Origin of the sequence: Halobacillus salinarum (assembly GCF_022919095.1) — a bacterium.
Taxonomy (GTDB): Bacteria; Bacillota; Bacilli; order Bacillales; family Halobacillaceae; genus Halobacillus_B; species Halobacillus_B salinarum.
On sequence record NZ_CP095073.1, the window covers coordinates 3951816 to 3966787 of the forward strand.

The 14972-nt window shown below is 44.2% G+C and carries 14 protein-coding genes; all 14 read right to left on the reverse strand.

Translation table 11 applies throughout. From position 1 onward, the window contains the following. Positions 1-34: 34 nt before the first annotated feature. The 14 genes from MUN89_RS20340 to MUN89_RS20405 all read right to left on the reverse strand — a co-directional run bounded on the left by MUN89_RS20340 (position 35) and on the right by MUN89_RS20405 (position 14904). The gene (locus MUN89_RS20340; protein WP_244709921.1) at positions 35-1396 is read right to left on the reverse strand and encodes an ABC transporter substrate-binding protein; all 1362 of its coding nucleotides are present in this window, start codon (positions 1394-1396) and stop codon (positions 35-37) included. A gap of 61 nt (positions 1397-1457) precedes the next feature. Next, positions 1458-2312: a carbohydrate ABC transporter permease gene (locus MUN89_RS20345; protein WP_244709923.1), complete on the reverse strand. Its 855-nt coding sequence runs from the start codon at positions 2310-2312 to the stop codon at positions 1458-1460. 16 nt (positions 2313-2328) lie between these two features. Then, entirely contained in the window at positions 2329-3273 is a 945-nt protein-coding gene (locus tag MUN89_RS20350; RefSeq protein ID WP_244709925.1) for a carbohydrate ABC transporter permease, read from the reverse strand. A 69-nt stretch (positions 3274-3342) separates the two neighbouring features. Beyond that, positions 3343-4233, reverse strand: coding sequence for an AraC family transcriptional regulator (locus tag MUN89_RS20355; RefSeq protein ID WP_244709927.1), 891 nt, complete (start codon positions 4231-4233; stop codon positions 3343-3345). Between the two features lie 24 nt (positions 4234-4257). Beyond that, positions 4258-5037, reverse strand: a complete 780-nt coding sequence (locus MUN89_RS20360; protein ID WP_244709929.1) for a sugar phosphate isomerase/epimerase family protein — start codon at positions 5035-5037, stop codon at positions 4258-4260. Between the two features lie 19 nt (positions 5038-5056). After that, positions 5057-5929, reverse strand: a complete 873-nt coding sequence (locus MUN89_RS20365; protein WP_244709931.1) for a sugar phosphate isomerase/epimerase family protein — start codon at positions 5927-5929, stop codon at positions 5057-5059. 25 nt (positions 5930-5954) lie between these two features. Next, positions 5955-7028: a Gfo/Idh/MocA family protein gene (locus MUN89_RS20370; protein WP_244709932.1), complete on the reverse strand. Its 1074-nt coding sequence runs from the start codon at positions 7026-7028 to the stop codon at positions 5955-5957. A 35-nt stretch (positions 7029-7063) separates the two neighbouring features. After that, positions 7064-8227, reverse strand: a complete 1164-nt coding sequence (locus tag MUN89_RS20375) for a Gfo/Idh/MocA family protein (protein WP_244709934.1) — start codon at positions 8225-8227, stop codon at positions 7064-7066. 162 nt (positions 8228-8389) lie between these two features. After that, positions 8390-9439, reverse strand: a complete 1050-nt coding sequence (locus MUN89_RS20380) for a Gfo/Idh/MocA family protein (protein WP_244709936.1) — start codon at positions 9437-9439, stop codon at positions 8390-8392. A 160-nt stretch (positions 9440-9599) separates the two neighbouring features. Continuing rightward, positions 9600-10037, reverse strand: coding sequence for a DUF2512 family protein (locus MUN89_RS20385; protein ID WP_244709938.1), 438 nt, complete (start codon positions 10035-10037; stop codon positions 9600-9602). A 159-nt stretch (positions 10038-10196) separates the two neighbouring features. Next, entirely contained in the window at positions 10197-11642 is a 1446-nt protein-coding gene (locus MUN89_RS20390) for an aldehyde dehydrogenase family protein (protein WP_244709940.1), read from the reverse strand. 9 nt (positions 11643-11651) lie between these two features. Beyond that, positions 11652-13292: an acetolactate synthase large subunit gene (locus MUN89_RS20395; protein ID WP_244709942.1), complete on the reverse strand. Its 1641-nt coding sequence runs from the start codon at positions 13290-13292 to the stop codon at positions 11652-11654. A 156-nt stretch (positions 13293-13448) separates the two neighbouring features. Next, positions 13449-13796 (reverse strand): SpoIIAA family protein, encoded by a 348-nt coding sequence (locus tag MUN89_RS20400; protein WP_244709944.1) that lies wholly within the window; start codon positions 13794-13796, stop codon positions 13449-13451. 46 nt (positions 13797-13842) lie between these two features. Continuing rightward, positions 13843-14904, reverse strand: a complete 1062-nt coding sequence (locus MUN89_RS20405; RefSeq protein ID WP_244709946.1) for a tartrate dehydrogenase — start codon at positions 14902-14904, stop codon at positions 13843-13845. Between the last annotated feature and the right edge of the window lie 68 nt (positions 14905-14972).

The window sequence follows — 14972 nt, forward strand, 5'->3', positions numbered from 1 at the left end:
AGGAGGATCATATCCCCTTCTTATCCGTCCTTTTTTATCGATTTTCCAGCCATTCGGTGCTTTCCTTCTGTGCCTTATCCAAAGCTGCCTGAGCATCCCGCTTACCCGTCAATGCCGATTCAATTTCTGAAGTTAAGATAAAGCGAGGCTGGGCAGATCCCCATGGATATCTTGGTGTCCAAGGAGTTTTCATTGCATCAAAGACAGGAAGCATTAAATCCTGCTCCTTCACACTATCCCATTCCAAAGCGGAATTCACAGATGGGACAAGACCCATTTCTTCAAACACATATTTCTGTGCAAAATCACTTGTTGCGAATTTCAGCCATTCCCAAGCAAGATCTTTATGCTTACTATCCTTTGCGATAGCCACTGGACTACCGGCAAATAAACCACCCCGTCCTTCATCGTTTTTAAACTCCTGAGCAATTCCGATACGGTCCTCCAGTCCTTGAGCATAGGCTGGCTTTACTGTATCTCCAGGACCCTGATTAAGCATAATCGCAATATTATTATCCTTTGTCATCCAGTTCTCACTGCCCTGATTGCTGACTAATCCTTTCGGGGCGTAGTCCTGCATATCCAGCAGCCAGTTCAAACCATTAACCATTTCTTTGGAATTAAATTCGAATTTAATTTCATCCCAAGCAAAGCCTGTTCCCCAGCGTCCGTTCTGTCCTTCAGCTGTATCAATCAGTGTAAATGCAGATGACCAGTCGCCTCTAAACCAGATCCCGTAATTCTGTTCACCTGTTTCCGGGTTTTTACCAGTCATCTTCTTCGCCTTTTCGGCTACTTCGTCCATCGTAGGATGGTCTGATAAATAGTCGACACCCCACTGGTCAAACAATTTCTTATCATAAGCAATGAACCTGGCATCGCCCAAGAAAGGAAGTCCATAAATCTTTAATTCATCGCTGTCTGGCCCAAGCGCTTTCCATCCTTCTACCTGGTTCTCAATAAAGATATCCAAATTGAAATCCTCATCTTTTTCAATATACGGAGCAAGCGGTTCTAACACACCTTGCGGAGCAAAATCTGCTACCCCGGGCATCTGGTAAACATCGGCTTCCCCGGAGGTCAGCATCGCCTGGGTTTTTTCGGTGTATCCTTCCCAAGGCATAAGAATGAATTCAACCTTTGCCCCCGGATGCTGCTTTTCAAATTCTTCTTTTAACACATGGACGCCTTTTGTCTTTTCTCCTGTAATTGGATCCGTGGAGTCTTCCATCGCAAAGTCACCGATCATTTGTACTTTAATGGTTTGACCGGCCCATTTGCCATCGCCTCCTGATTCTCCAGAAGAATTTTCACTACAGCCGGCAAGACCCGCAACAACGACCATCAAGAAAGCAAGCATTAAGAAAAAACTTTTGGAACTTCGGACTCTACCCATGTTTTTACCCCCTAAAATTTTTAGTAACCCAAACTTTCGAAGTTCTGCTTCCAAACGCTGGTTATTCTCCTTTCACCCCACTCAAAGCAATGCTTTGAATAATGTAGCGCTGTAAAAATAAGTACACAACGACGATTGGCAGGATACTTACCGTGGCCAACGCCATCGTTAAGCCGCCGAGGCTTGTGCCGTTTTCTAAGGAAAAGCTGGCTAAATAAAGCGGAACGGTGTGGAGCTCTTGATCATTCAGGACAACGAGCGGCCACATAAAATCATTCCAGCTCCAAATGAAGGCTAAAATCACCATCGTAGCGGCAATCGGTCCGGATAATGGAAAGTACACCTTAAAGAAAATTTTAAACTCTCCGGCCCCGTCAATCTGTGCGGCTTCCCTAAGCGTGTCGGGGAGCTGGTCAAAAAACTGTTTGCATAAAAAGATCAGCATGCCGTTGATTATCGGTGGCAGAATTAACGGCCAAAACGTGTTTAACAGATCTACACTATTAAACAATTTGTACAGAGGAATTAAGCGTGGTTCCATCGGAATCATTAACGTACAGAGCACTAGAATAAATAGAAATTTCTTTCCTTTAAACGTTCCTTTGGAAAAGGCGTAGCCGGCCATTAACGAGGCTGACACACTAATCAAAACTGAACTGACCGTCACAATCGCTGAATTCATATACGATTGGATCAGCCGTCCATTTTCAAAAACAATCCCATAGTTAAAGCCTGAGATTTGTTCTGGAATCAGCTTTGGCGGAAACGGCATGGTAACGTTTGCCGTCTTATCGAACCCGACACTAATCATCCAGACAAACGGAGCAATCAGCAAAGCACCAAATACGAGCAGAATAATAAATTTGAACCAGGTGGAGATCCGTTCCATTTTCTTGTGGGACATGGTGGTTTTCATAAGCCGTCTCCTTTCCTCACAATTTCATATTGGATATTTTTAAATTCAGAAACGTAAAGATGAGAATGATGACGAACATAATGTACGTAGCTGCGGAAGCAATGCCGAACTCAAAGCCGGTAAAACCACGCTCATAGATGAAGGCCCCCATGGTTTGGATCGACCTCGCCGGGCTTCCGTTCGGTCCGCCGAGAACATATACTTCGTTAAACCGCTGCATCGCACCGATCCAGCCGGTAATTAATAGAAAAGCAAAGGTGCCGGCCATATTCGGGATGGTGATGAAAAGCCATTGCTGGAGGCCGCTCGCTCCGTCAATTTTGGCTGCTTCATACATTTCTGGTGAGATCGCTTGAAGATTCGCGAGGCAGATAATGATAACAAAGCCTATCCAGTGCCAGACGGCAAGCAGGATCACGCCCCATTTAGCTGTCGAAGGCTCGGACAGCCAGCTCGGTGTTGGAAGACCCGCTGCATCAAGCAGATAGTTGACAATCCCCATTTCCGGGTGCAATACAAAGGCGAAGATCATGGCAGCAGCGACAATCGATGTGACGTTCGGCAGGAAGTAAATTACTTTAAAGAAGTTCTGTCCTTTTGGCGTTGAATTAATAAGTGAGGCAAAGATAAATCCTAAAGGGATGGTAATGATGATCTGAAAGATTCCGATAAAAAACGTGTTCCAAACTGAATTCCAGAAAGGCCCTGAGGTAAGTACCGTCTTAAAGTTGTCAAGTCCGGTAAAATTCTCGATCGTGCCGTTTGATTGATAAAAGCTTAAGCGAAGCGATTCAAAGATTGGATAAGCCATAAAAAGCAAAATACCTAGAAAACTGGGAATTAAAAAAATGTACCACGTCAGCTGAGACTTGCGCTTCTTCTGTTTAATCGATTGCACGTCCCGGTTCGCATGACTCTTCGCCCCTGGACCAACATTGATATCCAAACTATCTTTGGCCATAGTAGTCTCCTTTCCTAAATCTTCTCCCCCTGATGACAACGCTTTCAAAACAAATTACTATTTCCAGCATCACGGAACACTGTGCGAGTGGTACCTTCCTGCTTTCTGATTGCGGTATTCAGTAGGAGTAATGTTTACGTGTTTCCGGAAATACCGGCTGAAATGGGAGGAATTATCAAATCCGGATTCCACTGCAACGTCAAGAATAGATTTTGCTGGATAAATTTCAAGTAGATACTTCGCATGATTAAGACGACAGTTCATTATGTAGCGCATGATAGTATAGCCAGTACTGTCTTTAAAAGTACGCGCCATGTAATATTTACTGATGTTAAGGCTGGCTGCGATTTTATCGAGAGTTAAGGCCTTTTGGAAATGATCATCAATCCACGTACGGATTCGGTTGACATGATCACTTTTTTCCGAGGAATGGGAAGGTGTTTCGACAAGCCTGAGTTTACTTAATTCATAGATCTTAAAGAGCAGCTGAACAAGCAGCGCTGAGGCTTCTCCTTCCTTCAACCGTGCGTCTAGACTGTTTTTCTTACGATCCAGACTGTTAATATCGAGCAGAGTAATATTTTTAATCAGCGTTTTAATTTCATTCACGTCTTTTTCAGCTACGCCGCGAAACAACGGATAACTTAACGTTTTAAATGGGGTTAACAATTCCGGCACATTCAAATGGTTTAAAACCGGTTTAACCCACTCTGCTGAGAATTCAATCACACTGCGGACATAGGTTGTGCCCGGCTGTGGTTTCGGACAATGCAGAGTCAGCCCGTTCATGATGATCAGATCGTTTTCCTGCAAATGATGAACTTTATTGCCAATCAAGTATTTACAATGACCGGTATGAAAAAAGTAAATCTCAAAACGGTCATGGGAGTGGTACCGGAAATTATGCTGGGATCCTACATCATCCGTAACCCGGTAAAACGCCCTCATCTTTTCATTCATCGGTTACCCTCCTCTGAACTTCGTTCAGATTTTTGTCTTGTTAAAGCAATCATGCAGAAACTCTCCGGCTGCTTTTACTTCCTGTTCAAACTCCCCCCACTTGCATTCGACTGAAATTCTGCCTTCATAATTGGACCAGTCAAGACAGCTGATGAACTTGTTATAAGGGTATTTCCCCGTCCCAGGGGCGCGGCGATTAGTATCAGCAACATGAACATGTTTAATATAATTCTTATAGGTTACGAGATGCTCTAAAGCCTCACGCTCCTCTTCCATATGGTAAAAATCAGCAAGCACTTGGATGGAATTTCGATTGATCTTTTCAGCCATACCCACTGCTTCCGGGATGGTATTCATTATATTGCTTTCTTTTTCATTCAGTGGTTCGATGACGATCGTAAGACCAAGGGATTCTGCGTAATCAGCAGCTGTGTTTAAAAAACGGATAATCTGTTCCTCGCCTTTTTCATAGGAAAAATTCTCTGGCAGGGACCGTGCTGCACCGCTCCCAAAAACGATGGTATCTGCTCCAATTTGTTTTACCCGCGGCATTGCTTTCTCCAAATACCTTTGGATAGCACTCTCATCTACAGATTCACCAACAATCTTTAAGGAGCCCGGCAGAAAAATATTGCATACCTCCACCGGAAGAACACTTTCTTCGTAAGCGCGAAGAATTGATTCAAACTCTTCCTCTTTCTCAGGCATTAATGACACTACCGTACATTCAAGAAAATCAAATCCAGCTTCACGGACAACAGGAGCATTGGCAACCTCTGTGCAGCATCCGAATTTCATCTTCATCTGTCCTTTCCTTTACTCATTATGATTGAACACTATATACTTCAGCTAACAGCTGCTTTAACGAACTCATATGGTGCGCAAGCGAATCGCGTGTCGACAGTTCACCACTGAAATCCTCAATTCCAATAGTGCCATCGTAGCCAACGGATCGTAAGTCGGCTAAGACCTGCTTCCAATCAACGATACCTTTTTCAAGTAACGTCCAACGGGCTTCCCAATCTACTGTGCCATCAGGATGCTTATCTGCCTCATGCCAGCTCGCATTCTTCACGTGAACATGACCGAGATAATCCCCAAGCAGTTCCATGCCCATCCGATAATTTTCATAGCCTTCATGAACCATATTTCCCGGGTCATACAACACACCGATATGATCAGGATTAAAGCCATTTACTAGTCTATGAGCAAGCCCTGCACTTGGGGCAATGGTCAAATGATGAGTTTCGACCAGTCCTTTAATTCCATACTGCTGACACATCGGTTCCACTTCATGTAGATAGTCAACAGCTGTTTTATACAAATCATTGTAATTTTGTGAACGGTCATATTTCGGAACACCTAGACGGATTGCAGAAGCCCCAAGCTTCTGCGCTACTTGCAGCACATGCTCTGTGGAAACAAGGTCTCCTGCTGTTAAATAAGGGGTTACGCTTGTAACTTCAATCCCATGCTGATTCGTGAGCTTTTTCAAAGCAGTCAGTTCTTCTTCTGTAGCGTCTGGAGCAAGTGTACACAGATTATTTCGCCAAAAGCTTGGTTCTTCTTGTTTCATGGCTTCCGGTGTCTCCTTAAACCGCCACTCTACTCCATCGTAGCCCGTTTCGTTCAAGATTCGGACAAGTTCTTCCGGCGTAGTATCCGGGGCCATTACGGTAAAAACGGAAAATTTCATCGCCTTTCCCACCTTTAATAAATTTTTATTCGACTTTAATTGCAGCTTCCTGAGCAATTAAGCAAAGCTCTGCAGCTTTAAATGCGTGTTTCTGAGTCATGGCATGCTCTGTCCGGTGCAGGCAGTCAAGAATGAGCTGTCCAAAGAAAGGAAAGCCGACTTCCCCATTAACATCAAAGTGCTTCTCACCATCCTGGTTCACGACGTAGACATGATTTCCTGTCTCTTCTTTAGCCACATCAATGTATTTGCGGATCTCAATATATCCGTCTGTTCCCACAATGAATGTACGGCCATCGCCCCATGTTCCAAGACCATCAGGCGTAAACCAGTCGACTCTGAAATACTGGGTGGCGCCATTGACGCCAACGAGGGTAGCATCCCCATAATCTTCAAGCTCGGGATAATCCTTGTTGTTGTAATTAGCCACCTTGCTCGCAAGTACACGCGCATCTTCATTGTTTGTGTAATAAAGAAATTGCTCAATCTGATGGCTTCCAATATCACAAAGAATACCGCCATACTGTTCTTTATTAAAAAACCAATCAGGTCTGGACGGAGCATTCAGCCTATGCGGGCCGAAACCGGTGATTTGGATGACCCGGCCGATCGCTCCCTCCTCGATCAGCTGCCCTGCAAAAACAGCTCCTTCGACATGCAGTCTTTCACTGTAGTACACCATATACTTCCGGCCTGTTTCCTTGTGCTTCTGCTTTGCTTGTTCAAGCTGCTCCAGCGTAGTAAACGGGGTTTTATCAGTAAAATAATCCTTTTTATGATCCATCACCCGCAAACCAAGTTCACACCGTTTCGAAGGGACAGCGGCCGCAGCCACCAACATAACTTCGTCATCGTTTAACACTTCTTCTTCGGAGCTTGCTACTTTCACATCTGGAAAAGCCTCTTTAAACTTCGCCACCTTCTCATGATCGGGGTCATATACCCACTTCAATGTAGCTCCAGCCTCGATCAGACCGTTACACATACCGTAAATATGACCATGATCTAAGGCAACAGCCGCAAAAGGAAAATCCCCTTCACCTACTACTTTATTGACCTGGCCTTTGGGAGCATAATTCATTCCGTCCTGTCGACTCATACCATAACGATCCTTTCCCTTTGAGTAAAAATAGTTTAATAGGTTCCTTCTACGTCGAGTGCCACACTTCCTGCGGATTTCTTAACAGTTGAGGATTCAATTTTTTCTAGTAAATGCTTATAATAGAGATCTTCATCAATCGGCAGTTCGACCCAGTTATCAATCCATGTAGAAAGCTGCATCGCATTGGAAAGCATAAGGCCGTTTATTCCTTCTTCTCCTGGCGCTAAGAGCGGCGTCCCTTTCCTGACAGCGTTTACAAAATTTTGGGTTATTCCTGCATGAGCTGTTTCTTCTCCTTCAATCGGAACGTCCACTTTCCAGCATTCTGGCGCTCCAAAACCACCCTTATATTCACGGTTAAACTCCGGTTCTGAAACCCTTAACCGCCAGAAATCCAGCTTTCCATTCTCGACAACGACCTTCCCTCTGTCACCAGCAATTTCAAGCCGGTTCGTTCCCGGTGCTTCTCCTGTTGTTGTAATAAACACACCTGTTGCCCCGTTCTCATATTCGGCATATGCGGTCACGTCATCTTCAACCTCAATATCCCGGTGTTTTCCAAAAAAGCAGAAAGCCCGCATCCTCTTAGGCATCATTCCTGTCATCCACTGCCACAAATCGAGCTGATGAGGACACTGATTAATAAGTACGCCTCCACCTTCTCCAGACCACGTGGCTCGCCAGCCACCCGAATCATAATAACTTTGCGAACGGTACCAATTAGTAATCAGCCAATTGATGCGTCTGATTTCTCCTAATTCTCCAGTCTGAATTAAATCACGCAGTTTTTGATAGAGGGGGTTGGTGCGCTGGTTAAACATCATGGAAAAGACTTTCCCACTTTTTGCTGCCCCTTCATTCATTTGGCGCACCTGCTTCGTATAGACTCCTGCCGGTTTTTCACATAATACATGCAGCCCTTGTTCAAAGGCACGAACAGCAAGCTTCGGGTGATCATAATGTGGTGTAGCAATAATAACGGCATCTACAAGACCTGATTCAAGGAAAGCTTCAACATCCGTAAACACTTGCACGCTTTCATCTAAGTTTTCTTCCAGCCACTTCGCACGATCCTCATCTATATCAACTACTGCCGTCAACTCAGCTCCATTGATCTTTCTTTGCTGCAAGTATTGAGCGTGAGCGGTACCCATTGTACCAACTCCGATGATACCGATTCTAAGGAGATTATCCATGAATACTAACCCCTTCCTCTGTTAAATGTCCGATATTTTTTAATATTCTTAATTTTAAACGCTTTCATGATAAAAGTCTTGTTAATTTAGGAACACTTTTCTCAAATTCGGAACACAAGCCGAAATTCCTACATCCTTAGTTAATATTCCTTCAATTTCGACTTAAGAAATTGTAGTGCTTGCACTGTTGTTTAATAAAATTGTTTTTCCATCCTTAGAAGATTCATAAATGGCCAGGATTGCCCTCACAGCATTCAATCCTGCTTCAAGAGGAATGTATGGATTTCTGTCCTCATGAAGTGATTGGATAAAGTCCTTCACTACATGCTTATGGCCATCTCCATAAACACTTGGTGGGTCTGCCTTCTGCTGATTCAGCATCGTTTGCTCTTCCAAAGTAAAATCCTCTGAAAAACGCCATTTTTCTATACGATTCACGGCATTTCCACCTATACAGACCGTACCTTTCTCGCCAAACAAATGCAGGCTTGCCCCGAGGTCGTCAGGATAAACCGTTACGGTTCCGTCGAGGATCGCAACAGCTCCACTTTCAAATTCAAAAATGGCCGTCCCTATGTCCTCCATTTCTATATTTCTCAGCTTCGTAAGCACTTTTCCGCTTATCCTTTTCACCGGTCCCATCATCCAAATAAGCAGGTCTATAGTATGAATGCCTTGATTCATCAATGCGCCATCAGCCATTTTCCTCGTACCGCGCCACGCATCCTGGTTATAATAACCTTGGCTTCTATGCCAGCGAATACTAGCAGCCCCATAAGAAAGTGCACCAAAACGATCTTTCTCGAGAGCTTTACGTGTGGTTTGTATGGCTTGATTGAAGCGATTCTGATGGACTACCGTCGCTTTCACACGACATTCCCTGGCGGTTTGAATAATTTGCGACGCATCCTTTACCGTCGTTGCCAGCGGTTTTTCAATGATGACGTGTTTCCCCTTTTTCATTGCCAACACAGCCATTTCAGCATGAAGCCCATTCGGTGTGCAAATATTAATCACGTCAATGTCTGGATCACCAGCCATTGCTTCAAACTGATCGAAGATTTGAGTAACTTCGTAAGCTTCTGCAAAATGTGAGAGCCTCGCAGGATTAATATCACATAGCGCAAACAATTCGGCATGTTCCGATTCGTGAATGGCTTCTGCGTGAACCTTTGCTACCCTCCCGCAGCCGACGATCCCAAATTTGATCATAAAGGCTCCTCCTCATCCCTTTTCCATAGAAAACTTCAAGCTTCTCTATAGTATAAGACAGAACCTGCCGCCATTCTTTATCGGGGTTGCTCTAACTAAAGAATGAATTTTCTTATCTTGCTGTCCATAAATAAATCCCGGCCTCGGCCGGGATTACAAGTTATGAATCGTCATTATCCTTGTATGGAAACAGCTCCTCTGAGGACTCTGTTCCCAGGTTCACAGCTCCCGTACGGCTCTGATCCATTGAATCATCAAAATCCAATTGATCGGCCGCATATTTATGGAACATCATTTCAAAGACTGCGATAACGATCGCAGAAAACAGCGCAGGAATAAACAAATTAAGACCTGTTGATAAAGCCGCACTCATCAAATAAATCACTACAAAACCAAAGAAAAAATCTGCCACAGTAGCAACGGTATTATTGGTTCTTGGCAGGATCAATAAGTCACCAATTGCAAAAGATACGATGCTTAAGACGAGCGTGATTAAAAAGACATTACCTAATACCGTGTCGAAAGCGATACCTAAAATTAGATAAAGGATGCTGAATGATATGATAAATTTAAGAGCGATAACCTTTACATATTCCATACAAACCCACCTTTTTACTTAGGTTTTGTTAAAATTTCTTGAACTATTCAATTAAGAAAAGACGAATTAAAATGCCCTTCCCAAGTTTGTAAGAATCCGTTAGCTGGACACTCATTTCCTTTCGAAAAAGCAAGCTTTCTCTTCTGAGAGCAAACTGAATTAATTACACTTCCTTTTATGCAAATGAACCCCAATAAACTTGATTTCAGTCATCTCTTCAATCGCATATTTGACTCCTTCTCTTCCTACTCCGCTCTGTTTCACTCCACCATACGGGTGGTTATCCTGCCGGTAGGTTGAAATTTCATTAATCCATACGCCTCCCATTTCGAGTTGATCCGCTACCCGGAGCGCACGGTTAAGATCATTTGTAAAGACCCCTGCCTGCAGGCCGTATATGGAATCATTGGAAAGCTTCACGGCTTCTTCTTCCGTGTCGAATGGTATGACTGAAACGATCGGAGCAAAGACTTCTTCTGCGATAACTTTCATATCACTTTTCACGTGGGTCATGATGGTTGGAGCAAGAAGCGTTCCCTCAAGCTTCCCTCCTGTTTCAACCTGCGCCCCATTTGAGACGGCATCATCAATCCAAAGCTTGGCTCTTTCTGCTGCTTCCTTATTGATCATCGGGCCGAAGTCCGTCTCTTCGTCGAGGGGATTTCCAATTTTCAGGGATTCCGTCTTCCTGATGTATTCGTTTAGAAAAGAGTCATAGATGGACTTTTGGACATAGATTCTTTGGGCAGAGATACAAACCTGCCCGGAAAAAGCAAAGGCTCCTTTGACTAAGTCGTTTACGACATCTCCTACCTCCACGTCCTCAAACAAAATATTGGGTGAATTAGAGCCTAGCTCCAAGGTAACTTTCTTAAATCCCGCCTTCTCACGAATATGCTTTCCGACAGGCAGGCTGCCGGTAAACGTCACTTTATGAACTTGATCATGAGTAATCAGAGGATCCCCCAGTTCTTCCCCTGTTCCGATAACAAGATTAAGTGCACCTTGTGGAAGTCCCGCTTCATGTAAAAGTTTAACGAGCATATAAGCTGAAACAGGGGTTTTCTCTGCAGGCTTAAACACGACTGTATTGCCTACTGCTATCGCCGGTGCTATTTTGTGAAGCGATAAATTTAACGGAAAATTAAAAGGCGTAATCGCTGCAACGACCCCTAGCGGTACTCTCTTTGTAAATCCAAGCCGGTTTTCACCACCAATGGCAGCATCCATCGGAATCACTTCACTCGTAAGATCTTTGGCGTTCTCTGAAGCAAATTTTAACAACTGCACCGCACGCTCGACTTCTCCGCGGCTGTATTTGAGTGGTTTCCCTGCTTCTTTTGCAATCATCTCAGCAAAGGATTCCTTCCGCTCCAGTAACAGATCTGCTGCATTTCTTAGGATATCGGAACGTTCGTAAGCCGGCATTTTTTTCATTTTCTTGTGGAAGGTTTGATAGCTTTGTTCCACCGCTTTATTTACATCCTTTTCTGTCGCCAAAGCTAATTCAGCTACGAGTTCCTGAGTAAAAGGATTCCGCACTTCCATCCTTTCCCGGGTTTCTTCTTTAAATTCCCTGCCATTAATAATAGAGCCAATTCTCATGCTGCCACCTCATTCACACGTAATGTCTTTTAGTTTCTCAGTTAATTTCATATTTTCCCGGTAATCGACAGGACAATCGATCAATACCGGCTTGTGAAGTCCAATTGCTCTTTTCAAGGCTGGCTTGAGCTCCTCTGCTGATTCGATTCTTATTCCCGCAAACCCGTATGATTCCGCGAGCTGCACGAAGTCCGGATTTCCAAATCGGATATGGGAAGGACGCTGAAATTTTTTCAACTGGTGCCATTCGATTAACCCGTATCCTTCATCGCGCCACAGCAAAATAATAATGGGGAGATTCAGCCTGGCAGCCGTTTCAAGTTCAGCTCCTGTCATTAAAAAAGAACCATCTCCGCAAACAGCTACGACATTCTTGTCAGGGTGCACCATTTTTGCGGCAATCGCAGACGGAACGGCAACTCCCATGGAAGCAAGACCGTTTGAAATCAGGCACGTATTAGGCAGGGCTGTATGATACATGCGCGCCATCCACATTTTATGAGCGCCCACATCAGAAATGGCGATATCGTCTTCTTTTAAAACCGCACGGAGATCGTAAATAATTTTTTGCGGCTTGACCGGGAATCCTTGGTCTTCTCTGAACATGTCCAGTTCCGCCAGAGCCTGACTTCGTATCGCACGCGCCCAGTCAAGCTCCCGTTCTTTTTCGGGCAGTACATGAATCAGCTGATCCAGATTTTCTTTGATATCACCCACTACATTTAACGCTACAGGGTAATGATCATCGATCTCAGCTTCTTCCGTGTCCATATGCAAAATAGGAGTCTTCCCATCTGGATTCCAATTCTCCGGCGGCGTTTCGGCCATATCGAAACCGATGGTAATGATCAGATCCGATTGTTTAAAACCACACGTTATATAATCTTTTCCACTTAAACCTGCAGTCAGTAAGCTCAACTCATTTTCCCAGGAGACTGCTCCTTTCCCCATAAAAGAATGCACGACAGGGATGTTGGTTTTTTGGACAAATTGGCGCAGCCGTTCTGCGGCCCCGCCTCTCGTGATGCCATTGCCTGCAAGAATCAAAGGGTAAGAGGCATTCGAAATTAACGCAGCCGCCTTTTCGATGATGGTCTCGTCAGCCTGTGGCAGCGAATGACCTGTAATTTCAAGAGGGAGGGCATCGACTTCCATGCCTGCTACGTCTTCAGGGAGATCAATATGAGTAGCCCCGGGCTTTTCCTGCATCGCTAGTTGATAAGCTTTTCTAACGACCTCCGGAATGATGTCTGCGGTTTTAATTTGGGCGTTCCACTTCGTCACAGGTTCATAAATATTAACAAGATCGTAGTACTGGTGTGAAATTTTATGCTGACGGTTTAATCCTGCCTGTCCTGTAATCGCAATTAGTGGACAGTGATCCATATTCGCGTTCGCAACTCCGGTAAGCAAGTTGGTCGCACCTGGTCCAAGAGTAGATAAACAGACACCCGGTCTTCCGGTCAGCCTTCCATAAGTGCCCGCCATAAAAGCAGCACTCGTCTCGTGACGGGTCACAATAAATTCAATGTTCGAATTAAGAACAGCATCCATTAAATCGATATTCTCTTCTCCCGGAACACCGAATATGTACTTCACTCCTTCTTTTTCCAAACACTTAATCAACAATTCTGCAGCTTTCAATTTCATAACCTCTTTTCCTCCTACTGACCATCTATCGTTATATTGCGTTAACGACACGAATCTTATGAATAAAAAAGCTTACAGAACCTTCCCGGGATTCATTGTTTCAATCGACCATAAAAAACCCCTGCTATTTTTTAAATAAAATAACAGGGGCTTTTGCTACTTAATCCAGTTCCATTCATCCTCTATAGTTTCAAAATGCTTAATCGACACTCCGGGCAGAAAGTTTCCCGCTTTCGAAGATAACTCTATCCAATTCTTGTCACTTACTATCGCACACTTTTCGAACTGATCCCACCGTTTAGCATCAACCTTGGACGCTTCAATAACCCCTTTCACTGAGGTTTGGCCAATATCATGGACCACTGCCAGAATATTGAAAGGTTTTTCATCGCCAAAGGCCGTTTGCAAGTGCTGATCAAGCTTTTCCGCATCTTCTTCCTTTACATCTCCGTTGATCTCAACAGCAATTGTGGAACGATCTTCACTAGGAAGCAAGGTAAACATCAGTAACCTCCTGATTTAACGGTTTAGTTAACATTTTCCCTGGACATCACTCTTTAAACTTTATCCGGTCACACACTTCCCTCGCTACTTCAACGGTAGAGGAATCCCCTCCAATATCCTGAGTTTTAATTCCAGCGGCTGTCGTTGACTCAATTGCATCAAGAATGCTTTCCCCCATCTTAAATTCTCCAAGATGATCCAGCATCATTTTTGCCGTCCAAATCTGTCCAAGAGGGTTGGCAATGCCTTGTCCATATATATCGGGAGCTGATCCATGCACAGGTTCAAACATAGATGGATGATCCCCGTTCGTATTCAAGTTGGCGGCCGGCGCAATTCCTATACTGCCCATGATTGCTCCTCCAAGATCTGTTAGAATATCTCCAAACAAGTTACTGGCAACAATGACGTCAAATTCATGGGGCTTCGAAACCATAAAAGCTGCTAAAGCATCTATGTGCTGCTGAGTCGCCTCCACATTTGGAAATTCCTGACTGACTTCTTTAAAAATTTCATCCCAAAACGGCATGGAATGTACAATGCCATTCGATTTTGTAGCACTCGTTAACTTTCCCTTTCGTTCTCCTGCCAGCTGATATCCATAACGGATCGCGCGTTCTGAAGCTTTCCGGGTAAAAACTGCATTTTGAATAGCAAGTTCATCTTGACCTCTATGTATGCGTCCGCCTGCTTCACTGTATTCACCCTCACTATTTTCTCTTACAACCATAATGTCGAAATCCCGTGGATCGGCAAGCGGAGAAGCCAGTCCTTTAAAAAATTTTGCAGGGCGGATGTTCAACGACTGTTCCATAGACCGGCGGATCTTAATCAATAATCCCCATAACGATATATGATCGGGGACGCGTTCAGGATCTCCCACCGCCCCTAATAAAATCGCATCGAATTCCTCCAGCTGCTCTATGCCGTCATCATCCATCATCTTTCCATGCTCCAGGTAATAATCACATCCCCAGGGAAACTCCGTAAAAGTAAAGGCTGCATCTTGAAAACACTCGGCTGCATGGTTAAGTACATCCATCGTCACTGGAACGACTTCTTTTCCAATTCCGTCACCAGGAATCACTGCAATTTTATAGTTTCTCATACGTTCCTCCTTTGAACACTTGGGCCTTTCTGCCAATTATTACTCTCATTCGAGATGAATCGTCATTA

Coding starts and splice junctions, on each gene's coding strand:
- MUN89_RS20375 (WP_244709934.1), bottom strand. CDS start 8,227: ATGGATAATCTCCTTAGAATCGGTATCATCGGAGTTGGTACAATGGGT.
- MUN89_RS20370 (WP_244709932.1), bottom strand. CDS start 7,028: ATGAGTCGACAGGACGGAATGAATTATGCTCCCAAAGGCCAGGTCAAT.
- MUN89_RS20360 (WP_244709929.1), bottom strand. CDS start 5,037: ATGAAGATGAAATTCGGATGCTGCACAGAGGTTGCCAATGCTCCTGTT.
- MUN89_RS20355 (WP_244709927.1), bottom strand. CDS start 4,233: ATGAATGAAAAGATGAGGGCGTTTTACCGGGTTACGGATGATGTAGGA.
- MUN89_RS20405 (WP_244709946.1), bottom strand. CDS start 14,904: ATGAGAAACTATAAAATTGCAGTGATTCCTGGTGACGGAATTGGAAAA.
- MUN89_RS20390 (WP_244709940.1), bottom strand. CDS start 11,642: ATGAGAATTGGCTCTATTATTAATGGCAGGGAATTTAAAGAAGAAACC.
- MUN89_RS20380 (WP_244709936.1), bottom strand. CDS start 9,439: ATGATCAAATTTGGGATCGTCGGCTGCGGGAGGGTAGCAAAGGTTCAC.
- MUN89_RS20340 (WP_244709921.1), bottom strand. CDS start 1,396: ATGGGTAGAGTCCGAAGTTCCAAAAGTTTTTTCTTAATGCTTGCTTTC.
- MUN89_RS20350 (WP_244709925.1), bottom strand. CDS start 3,273: ATGGCCAAAGATAGTTTGGATATCAATGTTGGTCCAGGGGCGAAGAGT.
- MUN89_RS20385 (WP_244709938.1), bottom strand. CDS start 10,037: ATGGAATATGTAAAGGTTATCGCTCTTAAATTTATCATATCATTCAGC.
- MUN89_RS20345 (WP_244709923.1), bottom strand. CDS start 2,312: ATGAAAACCACCATGTCCCACAAGAAAATGGAACGGATCTCCACCTGG.
- MUN89_RS20365 (WP_244709931.1), bottom strand. CDS start 5,929: ATGAAATTTTCCGTTTTTACCGTAATGGCCCCGGATACTACGCCGGAA.
- MUN89_RS20400 (WP_244709944.1), bottom strand. CDS start 13,796: ATGTTTACCTTGCTTCCTAGTGAAGATCGTTCCACAATTGCTGTTGAG.
- MUN89_RS20395 (WP_244709942.1), bottom strand. CDS start 13,292: ATGAAATTGAAAGCTGCAGAATTGTTGATTAAGTGTTTGGAAAAAGAA.